14 protein-coding genes and 1 pseudogene are annotated in these 17,301 nt (G+C 57.5%); 11 read left to right on the top strand and 4 right to left on the bottom strand.

Features of this window, described 5'->3' with window-relative positions; translation table 11 throughout:
* Nucleotides 1-37 precede the first annotated feature (37 nt).
* Together ABJH13_RS09190 and ABJH13_RS09185 are read right to left on the bottom strand one after the other, a co-directional pair.
* Nucleotides 38-1,066, bottom strand: a complete 1,029-nt coding sequence (locus ABJH13_RS09190; protein ID WP_348405919.1) for an aldo/keto reductase — start codon at nt 1,064-1,066, stop codon at nt 38-40.
* A gap of 58 nt (nt 1,067-1,124) precedes the next feature.
* Nucleotides 1,125-2,570 (bottom strand): alpha/beta hydrolase, encoded by a 1,446-nt coding sequence (locus ABJH13_RS09185; protein WP_348405918.1) that lies wholly within the window; start codon nt 2,568-2,570, stop codon nt 1,125-1,127.
* A 150-nt stretch (nt 2,571-2,720) separates the two neighbouring features.
* On the opposite strand from ABJH13_RS09185, the gene ABJH13_RS09180 reads away from it, so the two are divergent.
* The 3 genes from ABJH13_RS09180 (at nt 2,721) to ABJH13_RS09170 (ending at nt 6,607) form a co-directional block, all read left to right on the top strand.
* Nucleotides 2,721-3,305: a YceI family protein gene (locus tag ABJH13_RS09180; RefSeq protein ID WP_348405917.1), complete on the top strand. Its 585-nt coding sequence runs from the start codon at nt 2,721-2,723 to the stop codon at nt 3,303-3,305.
* A gap of 337 nt (nt 3,306-3,642) precedes the next feature.
* Nucleotides 3,643-5,988, top strand: coding sequence for a cache domain-containing protein (locus tag ABJH13_RS09175; protein ID WP_348405916.1), 2,346 nt, complete (start codon nt 3,643-3,645; stop codon nt 5,986-5,988).
* The gene (locus ABJH13_RS09170; RefSeq protein WP_348405915.1) at nt 5,972-6,607 is read left to right on the top strand and encodes a response regulator; all 636 of its coding nucleotides are present in this window, start codon (nt 5,972-5,974) and stop codon (nt 6,605-6,607) included. Before ABJH13_RS09175 ends, ABJH13_RS09170 begins: the two co-directional genes overlap by 17 nt.
* A gap of 425 nt (nt 6,608-7,032) precedes the next feature.
* Here the strand turns inward: ABJH13_RS09170 and ABJH13_RS09165 are convergent, their stop codons facing one another.
* Complete coding sequence (locus ABJH13_RS09165) at nt 7,033-7,602, bottom strand: DUF882 domain-containing protein (RefSeq protein WP_348405914.1); 570 nt, start codon at nt 7,600-7,602, stop codon at nt 7,033-7,035.
* Between the two features lie 376 nt (nt 7,603-7,978).
* Between ABJH13_RS09165 and ABJH13_RS09160 the strand changes: the two genes are divergently transcribed.
* Genes ABJH13_RS09160 through ABJH13_RS09145 form a run of 4 tightly spaced genes read left to right on the top strand, consistent with a single transcriptional unit; the run spans nt 7,979 to nt 12,150 of the window.
* The gene (locus tag ABJH13_RS09160; RefSeq protein ID WP_348405956.1) at nt 7,979-9,511 is read left to right on the top strand and encodes a L,D-transpeptidase family protein; all 1,533 of its coding nucleotides are present in this window, start codon (nt 7,979-7,981) and stop codon (nt 9,509-9,511) included.
* Between the two features lie 31 nt (nt 9,512-9,542).
* Entirely contained in the window at nt 9,543-10,643 is a 1,101-nt protein-coding gene (locus ABJH13_RS09155) for a UDP-3-O-(3-hydroxymyristoyl)glucosamine N-acyltransferase (protein ID WP_348405913.1), read from the top strand.
* A 34-nt stretch (nt 10,644-10,677) separates the two neighbouring features.
* Nucleotides 10,678-10,935: a phosphopantetheine-binding protein gene (locus tag ABJH13_RS09150; protein ID WP_348405912.1), complete on the top strand. Its 258-nt coding sequence runs from the start codon at nt 10,678-10,680 to the stop codon at nt 10,933-10,935.
* A 6-nt stretch (nt 10,936-10,941) separates the two neighbouring features.
* Nucleotides 10,942-12,150 carry a beta-ketoacyl-[acyl-carrier-protein] synthase family protein gene (locus ABJH13_RS09145; protein WP_348405911.1) on the top strand — a complete coding sequence of 403 codons (1,209 nt, stop codon included), beginning with the start codon at nt 10,942-10,944 and terminating at the stop codon, nt 12,148-12,150.
* 44 nt (nt 12,151-12,194) lie between these two features.
* Here the strand turns inward: ABJH13_RS09145 and ABJH13_RS09140 are convergent, their stop codons facing one another.
* The gene (locus ABJH13_RS09140; protein ID WP_348405910.1) at nt 12,195-12,812 is read right to left on the bottom strand and encodes an invasion associated locus B family protein; all 618 of its coding nucleotides are present in this window, start codon (nt 12,810-12,812) and stop codon (nt 12,195-12,197) included.
* A gap of 131 nt (nt 12,813-12,943) precedes the next feature.
* On the opposite strand from ABJH13_RS09140, the gene ABJH13_RS09135 reads away from it, so the two are divergent.
* From ABJH13_RS09135 to ABJH13_RS09120, 4 genes and pseudogenes are all read left to right on the top strand, one after another.
* Entirely contained in the window at nt 12,944-13,168 is a 225-nt protein-coding gene (locus ABJH13_RS09135; RefSeq protein ID WP_348405909.1) for a hypothetical protein, read from the top strand.
* 64 nt (nt 13,169-13,232) lie between these two features.
* Entirely contained in the window at nt 13,233-14,777 is a 1,545-nt protein-coding gene (locus tag ABJH13_RS09130; protein WP_348405908.1) for a helicase HerA-like domain-containing protein, read from the top strand.
* 187 nt (nt 14,778-14,964) lie between these two features.
* Nucleotides 14,965-15,609: a hypothetical protein gene (locus ABJH13_RS09125; RefSeq protein ID WP_348405907.1), complete on the top strand. Its 645-nt coding sequence runs from the start codon at nt 14,965-14,967 to the stop codon at nt 15,607-15,609.
* A gap of 423 nt (nt 15,610-16,032) precedes the next feature.
* Nucleotides 16,033-17,091 (top strand): annotated as a pseudogene (locus tag ABJH13_RS09120) (IS110 family transposase).
* Nucleotides 17,092-17,301: the final 210 nt, after the last annotated feature.

The raw sequence follows: 17,301 nt of genomic DNA, 5'->3' as shown, positions 1-17,301 counted from the left end.
GGGTTTGCCTTCGTGGTCTGCCGCCTAGGCCAACGTTTTATGTAGGGGCATCTGCGCGCACTAGCCCCTGTGATTTGAGATCTGCCCATAAGTCTGCGGGGATCTGCGCCTGAGATGCCTGTAGGTTGCTGTCCATTTCATCAACCCCTTGCCCGCCGGGGACCACCGTAACATGCGCCGGGTGCAACAGCGGAAACTGGAACGCGGCGTCAATCATGCGCACCCCGTGATTGCGGCAGGTGGCCTCGATGGCGGTGACTTTATCAAGGATGTGCTGCGGCGCGGGGTCATAGTTATAGTAGGCGCCGGGTTTGGCCCCCGTGGCCAGAATGCCCGAATTGTAAGGCCCGCCCGTGACGATGCCAATGCCGCGTGCCTCGCATAGGGGCAAAAACGAGGTCAGCGCGTCTTGTTCCAGCAGCGTATAGCGCCCGGCCAACAGAAACAGGTCAAAATCGCCCCGTTCGGCCAAAGTTTGGCAGACCTGCCATTCATTCACACCGCCGCCGATGGCCTTGACCATCCCTTGATCACGCAGGCTGATCATGGCGTCATACCCGCGACCTCCAAAGAATTCCTGTACCCGCATGTCAGAGGCGTCTTGGGATCCATGGCTGAACGCACACAGGTCGTGCACATACAGAATGTCGATCCGGTCAACCCCAAGCCGCGAAAACGAATGTTCGACCGACCGCATAACCCCGTCGTAGGTATAATCGAATTGTTCGCGCCGTTGGGGCACGTCGAACCATTTGCCAACGCCTGACCGGTGTTCGGGCGCACAATGCTGCATGAGACGCCCGACCTTGCTGGACAGCACATAACGGTCACGCGGTTTGCCCCGCAAAAACCCGTTCAAACGGGTTTCGGAAAGACCCATGCCATACAAAGGTGCCGTGTCGAAATAGCGCACGCCCCCGTCCCACGCGGCGTCCAGTGTGGCGCGCGCGGCGTCATCGGAAATGGCGCGGTACAGATTGCCCAATGGCGCCGTGCCAAAGCCGAGTTCGGTGAAGGTCAGGCCGCCGTTGCCGATGCGGTCCCAATGGCGTGTTTTCAATGTCATATCTGTCGTGCTCCCCGCTTGATCGTGGCCGCAGCATAGACCGGTTTGGCCAAGGGCGTCACGGTTGAAACAGCGGAAAACTGACGCCAAGGGCCCAAGCCAACACCAGCCCCAACGCGATGCCCGGTGCGACAGGCCCGGCGCGCGCACTGACAAAACGGCCCATCGTCCCGAAGGCGAGGTAGAACAAAACCAACACGGGCGCGATCATGACCAAAAAGAACAACGCGTCAAAATCAAGCGCCACAGCGCCCCCGAGAGACACCAAAAACCCCGCCCGAATAAAGACGCGGCGCACCAAGGACGCCTGCGCGGTCAACGCCGTATCGGCCAGCATATACGGTAAGGTGCCGACCATCATCGCGGCGATGATCCACGCGCGGCCAGAAGTGGGCCAGAAGTTCGCGGCATACTGGTTTAGGGCGCCCCCAAAAAGCGCGCACCACAGCAACGTCAGTCCAAAGGCGCGCCTTGATCCGGGCCCCAAACCGACGCGCCAATACCGCAAGAATGCCAATTGCACCGCGCCAAAGATCAGCAGATGCAGCGCCAGATAATCGGCCACCAAAACCGGCAACAGATCAAGGGGAATGGGCACGGCGATCAGCGGGGTTATCACTGCGGGCACCAAGATGACCCACGTCAATTGCCGTGGGCGCAGTTGGGTGCGGGCGGGCGCGCAGGGCAGTGTTGCCGCGATGGGCCGAAACAGCACGACAACCCCTGCGAGCACCCCCAAAATGGCCCACCCTGTTGGCCAGATCGTGATATCCGAGGACCGGCCATAGGACTGGTCAAGCCATTGCAAGGCCGCTTGCCGCCCCACACGGCTGTGCAACACCGAGACATGTTCCGCAAAGGGCGCGACCACAGTACGGCGCGACACGCCGTCGCCCACGGCTGTTTGCCCTTCGGTGGCGTCTGGGGTGACCATTTGCACCGCGTCGAGACCGAAGGCCCGCAGCCCCGGTTCCCACGCGCCGGTGATCAACAATAGGTCGGTGGGGGTCTGGGGAGTGATGGCTTGGGAAAACGCCGATATCAGGACCACCGGGCCGATATCTTGACGGTCAGCAGCACTGCGGACCAAGATATCTGTCGCCACCGAATGCCCCAGCAGCGCGGTCGGGGCCCCTTTTATCGCGACCGCATCCAACACCGCGCGGGTTTGATGCATCAGCAAACGCGTGGTCCCATCGATCTGAGAAACGTCGCCCGACATTGGCAGGGGGTGGCGGCCATGCCCTTCAAATTCATAGACAAAAACACGGTACCCTGCACGGGCCAAGGTAAGCGCATAGCCTTGCATCATTTGTTGCGAACCTGCAAACCCATGCGCCATCACCACCACAGGTCCATCGGCGTGGCCTGCCTGATATGATGTGACTGGCGTTGCGCCGACGTGCGTTTGGGTCACTGTCACGCCCTGACGCGCGAGGCCCAGTACGCCGAAGGACACTGCGATCACGGCGAGGGTCATTGCGATGGCGAAATAGGGCCTCATGGGTGTCTCCTGATGCAAACCCATGCACCCTAGGGGCCGTGCGGGTGGATGCCAAATCAGATTATCTTGCAAAAGTGAGAATAAATTGCGGGGCTGATCTGTTATCTATCGACATACGCACATCAATTGACGAAACGGGAGACCACTGGAATGAACAAGATCGCAACACTTGCCTTTGCCGCTGTATGGGCCGCGACGACCGCCATGGCAGGGGGGCACGCCAATTGGACCTCTGTCGACGCAGGATCCAGCGTCGCGTTCGGATCTATCAAAAACGATTATATCGGCGAAGTGCATACCTTTAACACGGTCTCGGGCACTGTGAGCGAGGCGGGCGACGTGGCTATCACCATTGACCTGACGTCGGTGGAAACCAACATTGATATCCGCAACGAACGGCTGATCGAACACCTGTTCCAGGCCGGCAAGGCGCGCGCGGTGTTGACGGGCGCCGTCGATATGGACGTGCTGAACGCGCTTGAGGTTGGCACCACCGCCGTGGTCGATTTTGACGGCGCGCTGGCCTTTGCCGGGGTCGAGGCCGATATCGAAACGCAGCTGTTGGTGGCCCGGTTGGGCCAAGACCGGGTGCTGGTGACCACCGCAGATCTGATCATGCTGGCGACCGAAGATCTGGAGCTCGACGCGGGCGTCGACATCTTGATGGATCTGGCCGGCCTGTCGGGGATCACCCGCGTGGCGCCTGTTTCGGTCCGTATGGTGTTTGAAAAATAATGTGGGGGTGCGGGGCGGCCGTTAAGGTCGGGCTGCCCCGTGCCGGTTCACGGCCCGAATAGGGGCCTACGCCTTGGCAACATTGCGGGTTTTGCTATTCTGTCGTGCGGCGGGAAGTAACCTATGCCGCGACACCTTTACGTTGCAGCGAATTGCCGCTCAATTTATTGGCGATCGACTTCCGTATTCCGGAAAGTATGCAACAATACCGTCCACCGGGGGATTGGATGACAACGAGCATCGACTTGATGGGCACGCAGATTACACAGGCCGCGCAAGAGGTTCACCGCTTTGGCGCGTGTGACGTCTGTGGTGCGACAGCAACGGGGCGCGCTGCATGAAGCTGTCGCTGGGTATGTTGCTCGCGCTTTGTCTGGCGGGGCTGCAATTTGTCGCCGTCACGGTGGTGGTGTTTTCGTCGTTTTTGACGTCTGAAAAGGTGTTGCTGCAACATGCGGGCCGGCTACTGAGCGATGTGGGCGGCAACACGATTGCCCATTCCAAAGGCTTCCTGACGCCCGCAAAAGGGGCCGCCGAGCTCGCGACGCGACTGGCCGAAAGCGAGGTGATCGGGCGCGATAACTTTGGGCAACTCGAAAAACTGTTGTTCCAGCAACTGCAAATATCACCCCAGTTTTCGGGGCTGTTTTACGGCGATGAGGCCGGTAATTTTGTCTATGTGATGCGCAGCAGCGGCGCGGGCCCATTTCGCAGCAAGATTATCCGGTATGATGCGGACGGTCGCAACACCGACCTGATTTGGCGTGACAACGAATATGAGGTGATCCTTGAACGCCCCGATCCTGGCGATACCTTTGATCCGCGCCTGCGACCATGGTACCAAATGGCGCGCGACACGTCCGGCAGTATCTGGACGGACCCCTACATCTTTTTCACATCACAAACGCCGGGCATTACCGCGGCGTCTCCTGTGTTTGACGACGCGGGTGGGCTGCATGGGGTTGTTGGCGTCGATATCGGGATCGAGGCGATATCAGAGTTCTTATCCCGGTTGATGATCGGAGAGAATGGTAAGGCGCTGATACTAAATGAAAATGGCGACGTGATCGCGCATCCGAACCAAACGCTTATCAGCACCGAAAACGACGATGGAACCTACCGCTTTGTCAATATCCGCGAAATTGCGGATCCGGTGGCGCGGACGGCGTTTGGGGGGCTCAGCGGTGGGGGTCATATTTCCGTCGCGCGCGAGACATTGTCGCGATTTGATCACGGCGGTTCGACCTACGTGTCGATGTTGATGCCCGTGATCAGTCAGGCCTTGCCGTGGACCATCGCCGTGTATGCACCCGAACGAGATTTCACCGGCGAAATCCGGGCCAATCGCACCCAAAACGTGTGGATCGCGGCGACAATTGCATTGGTCACGGGGCTGTTGGGGCTGGGGCTGGCGCATTTTATTCACAAGCCGGTGCGCGCGTTTGCGGTGCGGTCGTCGTTGGTGTCGCAGGGGGAAATTGCGGCGTCTGAGCCGCTGCCCAAAACCTACCGCGAATTGGAACGGGCCAATGAAACGTTGGTGCAGGCGATTGCCGAGCGCAAGCAATCAGAGACGGAATTCGGTCGCACGTTCGAGCTGTCGTCGCGCGGAATGGCCCTTGTCGAAGGGGGAACCGGCCGTTTGATGCGGGTGAACGCCAAGTTTGCCCAGATGTTGGGGTATGATCAGACCGATATTCTGGGTCAGACCCTGCATGAAATTTCGCATCCCGATGACGATGTGGCGGGGTTCTTTTTCGAAGGAAACACGCAGCAACGTTCGGAATATCTGCACGAAAAACGGCTGTTGTGCACGGCAGGCTCCGAGATTTGGGTCAGTGAAAATGTGATCGTGATCCGCGATGAAGACGGCACGCCCCGCCACGCGGTTGTGACCGTCGATGACATTCGGGAGCGCAAGGACTCCGAGCGCAAAATACGCAGGTTGAACCGTGATCTGTCGCATTCCTCGCGGGTGACGGTCATGGGCCAGATGGCCACGAGCCTCGCGCATGAGTTGAACCAACCGCTGCTGGCGATTACGCAAAACATGGACAGCGCGCTTTATGCGCTCAAAAAGGGGGCGTGTCAGGTGGATGAACTCAAAACCATTCTCGAAGAATCCGACAAACAAGCGCACCGTGCTGGTGACATCATCAAAGCATTGCGGGGCTTTGTCAAAAAGGACGGGGTAGAAAAAGCGACGTTTGATTTTGAAGAACTGATGCAGCAGACGTTGCAGTTGATCCATGCCGAAGCCAAAGAAAACGGCGTGTCGATCAAGACCGATGTTCAGGGGTTAGACCCGGTTTATGGATCGCGGGTGCAGATCGCGCAGGTGTTGCTCAACTTGCTGCGCAACGCGGTCGAGGCGATCGGTGACAGCGGGGTGTCGGTGCGGCAGATCTGGGTGACGGCCGACAGTGCGGGGGGCGGGCTTTCGGTGCGTATCACCGATTCAGGCCCGGGTGTGCGTCCTGGGGCGAAACTTTTCGAACAATTTGAGACAACAAAGGAAGACGGGATGGGCCTTGGTCTGACGATATGTCGCTCTATTATAGATTCCCACGGCGGTAGACTGTGGTATCAGCTGGATCATCAAGGGCGGTCGCAGTTCCGGTTTATACTGCCTGCGTTAATTCCCACGATCACGAATGAGACCCGCAATGAATTCAGTGTCTGAACCCTGCATTTTTATCGTCGACGACGAAGACGCGATCCGGACGTCGCTGTCACGGGCGTTGCGCACACGCGGATATGCGACGCAGGCCTTTGCCTCGGCGCAGGCGTTTTTGGATGGCTATGCGCCAGAACAAACGGGATGTCTGATTCTTGATTATGGGCTGCCGGATATGTCGGGGTTGGAACTGCAACAGGTTTTGGTCAGACGCGGGTACAGCATACCGGTGATTTTCGTGACGGGTCACGGCGGCGTGCCGGAATCGGTGCAAGCGATGAAGTTGGGCGCGATTGATTTTCTGGAAAAACCGTTTCGTCAGGAGGTTTTAATCAAACAGGTCGACGCGGCGTTGAAGATCGATGTGCAACGACGGCAGGGGCGTGACAAGGCGCGCAATGCGCGGGCCCGGTTTGAAAAGCTCACCGACCGAGAACAAGAGATCGCGCAGCTGCTGGTGTCGAACCCTTCATGTGCATCCAGCAAAGATGTCGGGCGACAGCTCGAGATCAGCCCACGCACCGTGGACCACCACCGCGCGCGTATTTTGGAGAAGATGCGGGTGAATTCGGTGGCCGAATTGGTTGACTTGTCGATTTCCACCAAACTGTTCGCCGACAGCTAATATAGGTAGTTTTACCTAGGCAATCACACGAATTTACCCGCGAGCCAATTTATCGCATTACACTGTCACAGTGTGGATGTTGGATATCGGACGCACGTTTTAGTGCCGACGTATAACGAGTATGTCTGTTTGCTTTTGACGAGCGACACATTTGAAATTCACTTTTCGCATCCGGAAACCGAATTCAAGTGCGTAACGCTTGAGCAAGCCGGAAGGGCGTTGCAATCCACTGCACACGGGCGGATTGCAACGCGCCTGCTCTGATTTTCCTCGAAGTCAATTTATACAAAGGGCGCGCGCTGGTTCTTTCGGCGCGCGTCTGCCCCTGTTATTTTGCGGTGTCCGGGCAGAGATGCTCGGCCAGATACGCAAAAAGCGGCCCTTGAGGCCGCCTTTTTACGTCGTGTTGTCTCGAATTTAGGGGGTTAGCGTCCCCAGCTGCGCACGATACCACAGTCCATATGCACAAAATTAGAGCCCGAGTATTTACCAACTCCACCGCCCTTGCAGGCTGTTGCTGCACGCGCCACCTGACCCACCGAACGGCTGCCCAAACGTAGGTCTGCGGCTTGCCCTTTCATGTGCAGCGAGTTTTTCGCGACGCCGCGGCTGCGCGACCGCAGCATTGCGTTGGTCTGGGGGCTGCGGTAGCCCGATAGCAGCATATAGGGTTCGGTCACGTCCAACAAGTTGTGTGCCGCGGACATGATATCAATTGTCCGCAAATCCATTGTTTTGATGCCGTCGGTGCGCCAGTCGCGCATGAAGTGGTTGATTTCATTGACTGCGTCGCGGATGTAATCGCCTTCTATCCAATAGATCATATCGATCCGTTCGCCCGTGCGGCCGGAATACATTTTGATCCGTCGGATATCGCCGCCGCCGCGCAGAAAGCCTGCCGCGTTCGCGTAGGTTGGTGCCGCAGTGATCGCTGTCGCCGCAAACGCGCTCAATAATGTCCGGCGAGACATGCTCGATGGGATGTCTTTCGTCATATGGTCTTCGCCCCGTATTCTGCCTGTACCCGTGATGTTACACGGGGGGTGTCATCTCTTCCCCAGATGCAACATTGGGTATGTCATAACGCCGATTGTTAACCAAGTACTGAAGAACAGGACGATTTGTTTGGCGTAATTTTAGGCAAAATTTTGCCGGTTCCTTGATCAGATTCGGATTTTATACAAGCGGTGCGTGTATGCATCATCTGTCGCTTTCTGCGCGGATGTATTAAATTGTTATTGGACTTGCCGGGCTGAGACGGTCAAACCGTTTGAACATTTGTAAGAGGTACCCTGAATGTTGATTTCAAATTCGAACTTGCGCCATTTTGCCGTATTGCTGGCAGGCATCGTCCTTGCGGTATCTGTCTGGATGAGCCCCGCATCGGCACAGGGTACTGCGTTCAAACAGGCCGTTGCAGAAGCCGCCGCACAAGACCCCGATATCGCCGCGTTCTATCAGGCCAACGGCTATGACAGCATCTGGACGGGCAAGGGCCGGGATCGCAACCGCCGCACGGCGCTGATCCAGGCTTTGTCATCCGCCGGGAACCACGGTTTACCCGCAGCGCGGTATGATGTCGCCGGATTGCAGGCCCAGATGAAAGCGGCCCGGACACCACGTGATCGTGGCCTGCTCGAAGTCGAGATCAGCCGCGTGTTCCTTGGATATGCGCGCGATCTGCAAACAGGTGTGTTGATCCCCAGCCGCGTCGACAAGGCGATTGTGCGGGACGTGCCCTACCGCGACCGTGGCTCCTATTTGACGAATTTCGCGAAATCATCGCCAAAGAGGTTCTTTCGGGCGTTGGCGCCGAACACCCATGAATATACCGGTTTGATGAAAGAAAAGCTGCGCCTTGAACGGCTGCTGGCGCAGGGGGGCTGGGGGCAGGTTGTTCCGGCCAAAACGCTCAAGCCGGGTGCATCAGGTGCCAGCGTTGTGGCACTGCGTGACCGGTTGGTGCGCATGGGCTACATGAAACGCAACGCGACCCAATCATATGACGACAAAATGGTTGCCGCTGTGCAGGGCTTTCAACAGGCGCACGGGTTGGCACAAGACGGTGTCGCAGGTCCGGGCACCATGGCCGAGATCAACACGTCGGTTCAGGCGCGATTGCAATCGATCATCGTCGCGATGGAACGCGAGCGTTGGATGAACATCGCGCGGGGCAAGCGCCACGTTGAAGTCAATCTGACCGATTTCACCGCCAAGATTATCGACAATGACAAGGTTACCTTCGAGACACGGTCTGTCATCGGGCACCGGGCCAACGACCGCCAGTCGCCGGAATTTTCCGATGTGATGGAATTCATGGTGATCAATCCCAGCTGGTACGTGCCGCGTTCGATTGTCACCAAAGAATACCTGCCCGAACTGCAGGCCAACCCGAACGCCGTGAACCATATCGAAATCACCGACAGAAGCGGCCGTCTGGTCGACCGCTCGGCGGTGGATTTCACGCAGTTTACCGCCAGAACATTCCCGTTTGCCATGCGCCAGCCCCCCAGCCGGGGCAATGCGTTGGGGTTGGTGAAATTTATGTTCCCCAACAAGCACAACATCTATCTGCACGACACCCCCGCAAAGAGCCTGTTTGGCCGCGAAGTACGCGCCTACAGCCACGGGTGTATCCGTCTGGCGGACCCGTTTGATTTTGCCTACGCGTTGCTGGCCAAACAAACCAACGACCCCAAAGGCCTGTTTCAGGCCAAGCTGGCGACAGGCAAAGAACAGCAGGTCGATTTGAAAGCCCCGGTGCCGGTGCACATCATGTACCGCACGGCGTTTATCAACGGCAAAGGTCAGCCCCAATTCCGGCGTGATATTTATGGTCGTGACGGGCGAATTTGGAATGCGTTGGCCAAAGCGGGGGTGGCGTTGCGCGCGGTTCAGGGGTAAATCTGCGCCCGCATCATGAGGGGGCAAAACCATGACACAGCAAGATCACAGCGTCGCAGATATCGCCACGGCATTGGGTGCGGTCGCCTTGGGCGACACCAGCCTACGTGTGGCCCGCGCCGCAGAACCACAAAGCGCCGGGCCCAATGATCTGGCCATTGCCACCAGCCAGACCTATGCAGACGCGCTGAGCGCGGGGGCGGCGCAGGTGGGGTTGCTGTGGGAAGGGGCCGACTGGGAAGCGCTGGGGCTGAAGGCCGCGATTATCCCGCGCCGTCCACGGTATGCGATGTCTGGCATCACCAAGCTGATGGATCCGGGGCAGGGGTTTGGCGCAGGAATCCACCCGTCTGCTGTGATTGACCCAACGGCCGAATTGGGCGCCGACGTCAGTGTTGGCCCGCTGAGTGTTATTGGGGCCGGCGCTAAAATTGGCGCGAGGTCTGTGATCGGGCCCCAGTGCTACATCGGTTGGAATGCCGAGCTGGGCGAAGGCGCGTTCCTGCGTGAGGGCGTTGGCATTGGCGCACGGGCGCGCATTGGCGCGCGGTTCATCGCACAACCCGGCGCGCGCGTCGGCGGGGATGGGTTTTCCTACGTCACGCCGGATCGCTCTGCCGTAGAGGCCACCCGCAGCACCTTGGGCGAACAGCAAGACATCGAGGCCCAATCCTGGACACGCATCCATTCGCTGGGCGCGGTGAGCCTGGGCGATGATGTCGAAATGGGCATGAACGCCGTGATCGACTGTGGCACGATCCGCGATACGATCATCGGCGACCGGACCAAGTTGGACAACCTCGTGCATGTCGGCCACAACTGCGTCGTTGGGACGGATTGTTTGCTGTGTGGATGCGTTGGTGTCGCGGGGTCGGTGACCATCGGCAATCACGTTATCTTGGGCGGGCAGGTCGGTGTCAGCGACAACATCTTTATCGGCGACGGTGTGATCGCGGGCGGGGGCAGTAAGATCCTGTCAAACGTGCCCGCTGGCCGGTCCATTTTGGGCTACCCTGCGGTCAAGATGGCCACACATATCGAAACCTACAAAGCCAGCCGCCGCCTGCCACGCTTGATGCGCGACATTGCAGCGTTGCAAAAGGCAGTTTTCAAATCAGGGGACAGCGATTGAAACGCGCCACAGGTGCGCCCGGGGGATCACACGCATGAGCATCACGGATAAAACCATTGCGATTATCGCGCAGCAGGCCGTTCTGGAACCATCAGACGTGACGCTTGACAGCACGTTGGATGGTTTGGGCATCGATAGTTTGGGCTTGGTCGAGGCGATCTTTGCCATCGAAGAGGCCTTTGACATCACGGTGCCCTTCAACGCCAACGCACCGCAGGCCTCTGATTTTGATATCTCGACGGTGGCCAGTATTGTGGCGGGAATAGAACGCCTGCTGGCCGAACAGGGCTGACATCCTATGAAACGGGTGGTCATCACGGGGGCAGGGACGATCAACGCGCTGGGGCATGACGTGCCCACAACGCTGGCGGCGATGCGCGACGGGGTGTGTGGCATTGGCCCGCTGGAGATGCGCGACATAGAGCGCCTGTCGATCCAGATTGGCGGGCAGGTGCGCGGGTTTGAGGCCGAAGGGCGCTATAATCGCCAACAAATGTCGCTGTATGATCGGTTTACCCAATTTACGCTGGCGGCAGCCAAGGAGGCAGTTGACCAGTCGGGGCTCGTCTTTAGCGGTGAATTGGCCGCGAAATCGGGCGTTGTGCTGGGCACAGCGGGCGGCGGTGTCAGCACGTGGGATGACAACTACCGGTCCGTCTACGAAGACGGAAAAAACCGCGTGCACCCCTTTGTTGTGCCCAAATTGATGAACAACGCGGCCGCGTCCCATGTGAGCATGGAACATAACCTCAAGGGGCCGTCTTTTACGGTGTCTACGGCCTGTGCGTCGTCAAACCACGCGATGGCGCAGGCGTTTAGCATGGTCCGGTCAGGGATGAGCCCGGCGATGGTCACAGGCGGATCAGAAAGCATGTTGTGCTTTGGCGGCGTCAAGGCTTGGGAGGGTTTGCGCGTGATGAGCCGCGACGCGTGCCGTCCGTTTTCGGCCAATCGTAACGGTATGGTACAGGGCGAGGGCGCTGGCGTATTTGTCTTTGAAGAATACGATCACGCGCGTGCGCGTGGCGCGCAGATCCTTTGCGAAATCGCGGGCTTCGCCATGTCGTCCGACGCGAGCGATATCGTTATGCCTTCCAAAAGCGGTGCGGCCCGCGCGATGGCCGGCGCGTTGACAGACGCCGGGATCAACCGCGAAGAGGTGGGCTATATCAATGCCCATGGCACCGGCACCGCCGCCAACGACAAAACCGAATGCGCAGCGGTCGCTGATGTCTTTGGCCCCCATGCAGATCAGTTGATGATATCGTCGACCAAATCAATGCACGGGCATTTGATCGGCGGCACTGGGGCGGTGGAATTGTTGGCCTGTATTATGGCGCTGCGCGACGGTGTCATTGCCCCAACCATCGGCTACCAAGACCCAGACCCAGAATGCGCGCTGGATGTGGTGCCCAATACCGCGCGGGATGCACGGGTGACCGTGGCTTTGACAAATGCATTTGCCTTTGGCGGGATGAACGCGGTGCTGGCTTTGCGCGCCATATAAAAACCGCCCGGCGCAAACCGGACGGTGATATGTGTCTGGTGTCGTTATTGGTTCAGCACGGACACTTTGTCATAGGCTGCGGTAAACCCTTTCAAGGACAGATTTACATCGACCTTTTGGTCAGGGGCCACAATCGGCACGATTGTAACGATCGCTTTGCTGCCGCGTTTCAGGGCGGTCACATCGTCTGGGGTTAACCCAATGCGCGACACGCAGCCGACGGTGTTGCAAAACGCAAATGGATACCGGCGCGCGTCGTTGTCATCGATCTTCATGGTCAGCTGCGCCGCCAAGGATGTTTCCAGCGGCACCATGATCGCCGCACCTGCTTCGGCCTGACCACCGGTGGGCAGGCGGAACAAGGTGACCTCAGAGATCGGCGCGCCGTCGCCATCCGCCAATAGTTGGTACATTTGGCAGGGGTCTTCGTCTTCGTTGCTCTTGACGCAGCGCATGTTCCAATCGCCAAAGGTCTCTTTGATGTAGGGCTCGCCCAGTTGTGGGCCGGTTGTGGCGACTTCGCCAAGGCTCAGATCAGCCTCGACGCCCGGGGCTTCGTCGGCGCTGTCCTGTGGGGTTTCCGTTTGTGCCATCGACAGCGTCGCGGCAAAGATCAAAGGAAGGGCGAGCGCCTGCGGGCGTAACGTGGTCAGTGTCAACATGAGTGCTCCGTCGTTGAACATTTGCCACAGTCGTACCACGAGGTTGTGGGGCTGTCAGGCCCACGCAGGTAAAATCCGCAGCTTTGCATGGTTTTTTTAACGCGCGGGGGAGAATCAGAAAAGGGATGCACATGGCATCCCCTTTCAATTATTTTCTCCCCGTCGGACTGGCCGACTTATTGACTGAAAAGCTACGAAACCGGGTGGACGCCGTCAACTGGAAATTCGAAAAATATTTCAACCCCAGAGAGATCACAATTCAGCGAAAAAAAGGCCGTACCGATCAACGGCACGGCCAGTCTAACAGGGAGGATGCCCGGCGCGACAAGGACATAGATGCCGACCGGACAGATTGACTATGGCACTCAAAGGTTAAAACCGTATTCTCATACAGATAGTTTTTCGAAGGGGACCGGGCATATGGCATCAGACATCTTTATCGGCGGGGGCGGCCCTGAATATGGCACGCAACAACATCTCAGCCTGCGCTACGCCAACCGTCACGGTCTGATCGCGGGGGCCACGGGCACGGGCAAAACCGTCACGCTACAAATCCTGGCAGAAGGGTTTTCATCTGCCGGGGTGCCGGTGTTTTTGTCAGACGTCAAAGGCGATTTGTCGGGGTTGGCCAAGGCGGGATCTGACACGCACAAATTGCACGGCCCCTTTACCGAACGCGCGGCAACCATTGGGTTCGCCGATTTCATCTACGAGGCATTCCCCGTCACCTTTTGGGATCTGTTTGGGGATCAGGGGCACCCGGTTCGGACCACGGTTTCGGAAATGGGGCCGCTGTTGTTATCGCGGTTGTTGGACCTGAGCGAGGCGCAAGAGGGTATTCTGAATATCGCGTTCCGGTTGGCGGATGAAGATGGGTTGCCCCTGCTGGATCTGAAAGACCTGCAATCGCTGTTGGTGTGGATTGGGCAGAACGCCAAAGACCTGTCGTTGCGGTATGGCAATGTGTCATCGGCCTCGATAGGGGCGATCCAGCGGCGGCTGTTGGTGTTGGAAAATCAGGGCGGCACGGGGTTGTTTGGCGAACCTGCGTTGGCGTTGGCCGATCTGATGCGCACCACTGCGGATGGCAAGGGTCAGATCAACATTCTGGCGGCTGATAAATTGATGGCAGCACCGGGTCTTTATGCGACGTTTTTGTTGTGGCTGCTGTCGGAGCTGTTTGAGGAACTGCCCGAGGTCGGCGACCCCGATAAACCCAAACTGGTGTTCTTCTTTGACGAGGCGCATTTGCTGTTTGATGACGCCCCCAAAGCGTTGGTGGATAAGGTTGAACAGGTCGCGCGGTTGATCCGGTCCAAGGGGGTGGGGGTGTATTTCGTGACGCAAAACCCTGCGGATGTGCCCGAAGATATCCTGGGGCAATTGGGCAACCGTGTTCAACACGCGCTGCGCGCCTTTACCGCCAAAGACCGCAAACAATTGCGCATGGCCGCCGAAACCTACCGCGAGAACCCCGCGTTTGATACCGAAGCGGCGATCCGTGAGGTGGGCGTGGGCGAGGCCGTGACGTCAATGTTGCAGAAAAAGGGCGTGCCGGGTGTGGTAGAACGCACGTTGATCCGTCCGCCTTCATCGCAATTGGGGCCACTCACCAAGGCCGAACGTGCGGGCGTTATGGCGGCGTCGGATATGGCGGGGAAATACGACGACCCGGTGGACCGTAAATCGGCCTATGAAATATTAAAGGCCCGCGCCGATCAAGCCGCAGTCGCGGCGGCAGACGCCGAGGAAAAAGCCGAAGAGGACACCGCCCAAGCCCGCGAATTTAACGCCGCGCGCCGGTTTTCTGGCAGCCGCGTGCCGCGTTCTACTGCGCGACGCACCACCCGCCAGCCGAAAACACTGGGCGGTGCGGTTGCCAATGCCGTCATCAAAGAACTCTCTGGTACCACCGGCCGCCGCCTTGTTCGCGGTATCTTGGGCGGGCTGTTCAAGGGGCGATGAACCGATATGCAGATTTTCAGATGAAAAGCGCATGTCTCATTCCGGAGAAATCTATCGCGCCGGCGTCAAAGGCTCGAAAACATCGCTGACGGATGGCACTGTGCGAACCTTTTGACGGACCGACGGTACTTACATTCCATAAGCCTGACATCAACAGGACAGGCATATTGGAAAAAGGACCGAACACATGACAACAAAAATCCCCGTCCCGCCCGGTATGGCGTTGAAAGTGGACAAAATCGTTCAGGCGATGAACAATAATGCCCTCATGGCGAGCCATTTTGAAAATATGCTGCGTGACAACGACGCGCTCGGCGCATGGCATATCTGCAAATTTCCGCCAAATTCTGTTGCACAGGTCAAAAAATACTACGACCGCTACAAGTCGGTGACGCCAAGAAATCTGCAAAAGCCAGTAGAGGGCGCGATCAGGCAAGGGCGCGACCTTGATCCTGACCTGTTTACTGCTTTGGCCAAAGCTCTGGAAACATGGGCGCGCTCGAAGATCGAATTGGGGTTCAAGGTGTTCAACAAACCGGCGAACGATCACTATCAGCTGTTCATGACGGACATTGCGACAAACAAGATCGTCAAGATGAATAGAAACGCAGTGGAAGCGGTTTTCATTGGGCCAGACCAGCAGATCGTGAAGAAACCAAAGATCAAAAAGCAATTTGACAAGGCCATACACTTTGTCGCCATGGGCGATAAAACAGCATATACTAAAGAAATCGGAGAGCTGATTAAGGCCATCGGCAAGGATAAGACGAGCAGTGATACAAAGTACTCAGTGAAGGTGATTTCTGACACCATCCAGAAGGCTCTTCCCTAGTTATTCTGTCATAGACAGACCTTTGCCCCCAAAACTGCGCCAGATTTGTAGCGTGTCCGCCCGACGCTAGGGCGGACAAATGAAGGCCTGTTTCACGGATAAACAGATCATAGACTGCCCGGCATGTTATTGCGTCGCACTTTGCCGAGAAGGGGCAGGCGTTTGATGTTTATCAGCTGGCCGCCCAAGGCTACAGATTTAGTCCCAAGTATTCCGCGCAAAGCCGGAGGGAACCTAGAGATTTGGGCACAGTGCAGTAAGTTTTTGCACGATAACGGGGTGAAGCTTTTGAACAAGCCAGCGGTATTTTCCTTTGCGCTTGCAGCAGTGACAAAGCGGATAGGGTGGATAGCTCCTGCTCCACCCGGCGCCGCAATGCGCCATACTGCAGTTGTCTATCACTGCTAGGAAAGGAGCTACCCAGTGCAAGTTACAACAGTCGGCATCGATCTGGCCAAACACGGTTTTCAGGTCCACGGAATTACCAAGGATGGAGACGTGTCTTCAATCGAGCTATCCCGCGCGCGCGCAATTCATGCAGTTCTTCATCAATCTGGAGCCTTGTCTGATCGGCTTGGAGGCATGCGGGTCCAGCCACTATTGGGCGCGAGAGCTTAGCAAGCTTGGGCACGATGTACGCTTGATCCCAGCCAATTATGTGAAGCCCTATGTCAAACGCGGCAAATCTGACGCGAATGATGCAGAAGCTATCTGTGAAGCGGTGACACGCCCGACGATGCGGTTTGTTGCGCCCAAATCCGAGGAACAGCAGGCCGTCTTGTTCCTGCATCGTGCGCGCGATTTGATCGTCAGGCAACGAACACAACTCAGCAACATGCTTCGCAGTTTGCTCGCCGAGTTTGGTGTCATCATTCCACAGAGGGCTGGGGCTGCGGCCAAATACGCAAAAGGTGTTCTGGAAGGAGAGAAGCGCTTCCTTCCGGAGGTTGCAATAGATGTCTTGAGACAACTCAGTCACCAACTTGTTGCGATGCATCTCCGGTTCCGCTGGTACGAGATGCGCATGCGACTTCATTCGAAACTGGACAAACGCGTTATGCTGTTGCGCACGATCCCAGGCGTTGGCCCTGTGACCGCGTCAGCCATTGTTGCCATAGTCGGCGACGCGAAGCAGTTCAAGAATGGTCGACAATTTGCAGCGTGGCTGGGGCTCACACCTCTGAACATGTCGAGTGGCGGAAAAGAACGATTAGGAGGATCACAAAAATGGGTGACCGATACATTCGGCGTCTTTTGCTGACCGGGATGACAGCGAGATTGCGGCAAATGAAAGTGAAACCTGACCGCGTCGATCCATGGGCCATCAGTCTTCTTGAGCGTAAGCCTGCTCGATTGGCGGCCATCGCAATGGCAAACAAGACCGCACGAATAGTCTGGGCGATACTAACCAAGAACAAATACTATCGGCCTCACGCAGCCCAAGAGAAAGAAAAAGAACACCCGAGACAGCAAGACCAATGAAATGATGGCGCACAGTCAGCCCGCTAACCAAGACACCCCGTCGAATATCCAGGACACAGTGTTGTTCGATAAGCCGTTTGGGACTTGGTCGCGGAAACCATCAGGGCCAGCGGCTACGAGTGCCGCGCAAACAGGCCGGACACACGTCTGCTTCTGACCAGTGCAAAATTACTTCAAATATGTCTTGCTATGCAGGAGCTGTCCGCACAG

It is taken from the genome of Roseobacter sp. (genome assembly GCF_039970775.1).
Classification (GTDB): Bacteria; Pseudomonadota; Alphaproteobacteria; order Rhodobacterales; family Rhodobacteraceae; genus Roseobacter.
Note: the sequence above shows the minus strand (reverse complement) of the source record. Positions and strands in the feature narration are given on the sequence as shown.

Bases quoted from the DNA above. Each gene is read 5' to 3' on its own strand.
- ABJH13_RS09190 (WP_348405919.1), bottom strand. From the start codon at position 1,066: ATGACATTGAAAACACGCCATTGGGACCGCATCGGCAACGGCGGCCTG.
- ABJH13_RS09185 (WP_348405918.1), bottom strand. From the start codon at position 2,570: ATGAGGCCCTATTTCGCCATCGCAATGACCCTCGCCGTGATCGCAGTG.
- ABJH13_RS09180 (WP_348405917.1), top strand. From the start codon at position 2,721: ATGAACAAGATCGCAACACTTGCCTTTGCCGCTGTATGGGCCGCGACG.
- ABJH13_RS09175 (WP_348405916.1), top strand. From the start codon at position 3,643: ATGAAGCTGTCGCTGGGTATGTTGCTCGCGCTTTGTCTGGCGGGGCTG.
- ABJH13_RS09170 (WP_348405915.1), top strand. From the start codon at position 5,972: ATGAATTCAGTGTCTGAACCCTGCATTTTTATCGTCGACGACGAAGAC.
- ABJH13_RS09165 (WP_348405914.1), bottom strand. From the start codon at position 7,602: ATGACGAAAGACATCCCATCGAGCATGTCTCGCCGGACATTATTGAGC.
- ABJH13_RS09160 (WP_348405956.1), top strand. From the start codon at position 7,979: ATGAGCCCCGCATCGGCACAGGGTACTGCGTTCAAACAGGCCGTTGCA.
- ABJH13_RS09155 (WP_348405913.1), top strand. From the start codon at position 9,543: ATGACACAGCAAGATCACAGCGTCGCAGATATCGCCACGGCATTGGGT.
- ABJH13_RS09150 (WP_348405912.1), top strand. From the start codon at position 10,678: ATGAGCATCACGGATAAAACCATTGCGATTATCGCGCAGCAGGCCGTT.
- ABJH13_RS09145 (WP_348405911.1), top strand. From the start codon at position 10,942: ATGAAACGGGTGGTCATCACGGGGGCAGGGACGATCAACGCGCTGGGG.
- ABJH13_RS09140 (WP_348405910.1), bottom strand. From the start codon at position 12,812: ATGTTGACACTGACCACGTTACGCCCGCAGGCGCTCGCCCTTCCTTTG.
- ABJH13_RS09135 (WP_348405909.1), top strand. From the start codon at position 12,944: ATGGCATCCCCTTTCAATTATTTTCTCCCCGTCGGACTGGCCGACTTA.
- ABJH13_RS09130 (WP_348405908.1), top strand. From the start codon at position 13,233: ATGGCATCAGACATCTTTATCGGCGGGGGCGGCCCTGAATATGGCACG.
- ABJH13_RS09125 (WP_348405907.1), top strand. From the start codon at position 14,965: ATGACAACAAAAATCCCCGTCCCGCCCGGTATGGCGTTGAAAGTGGAC.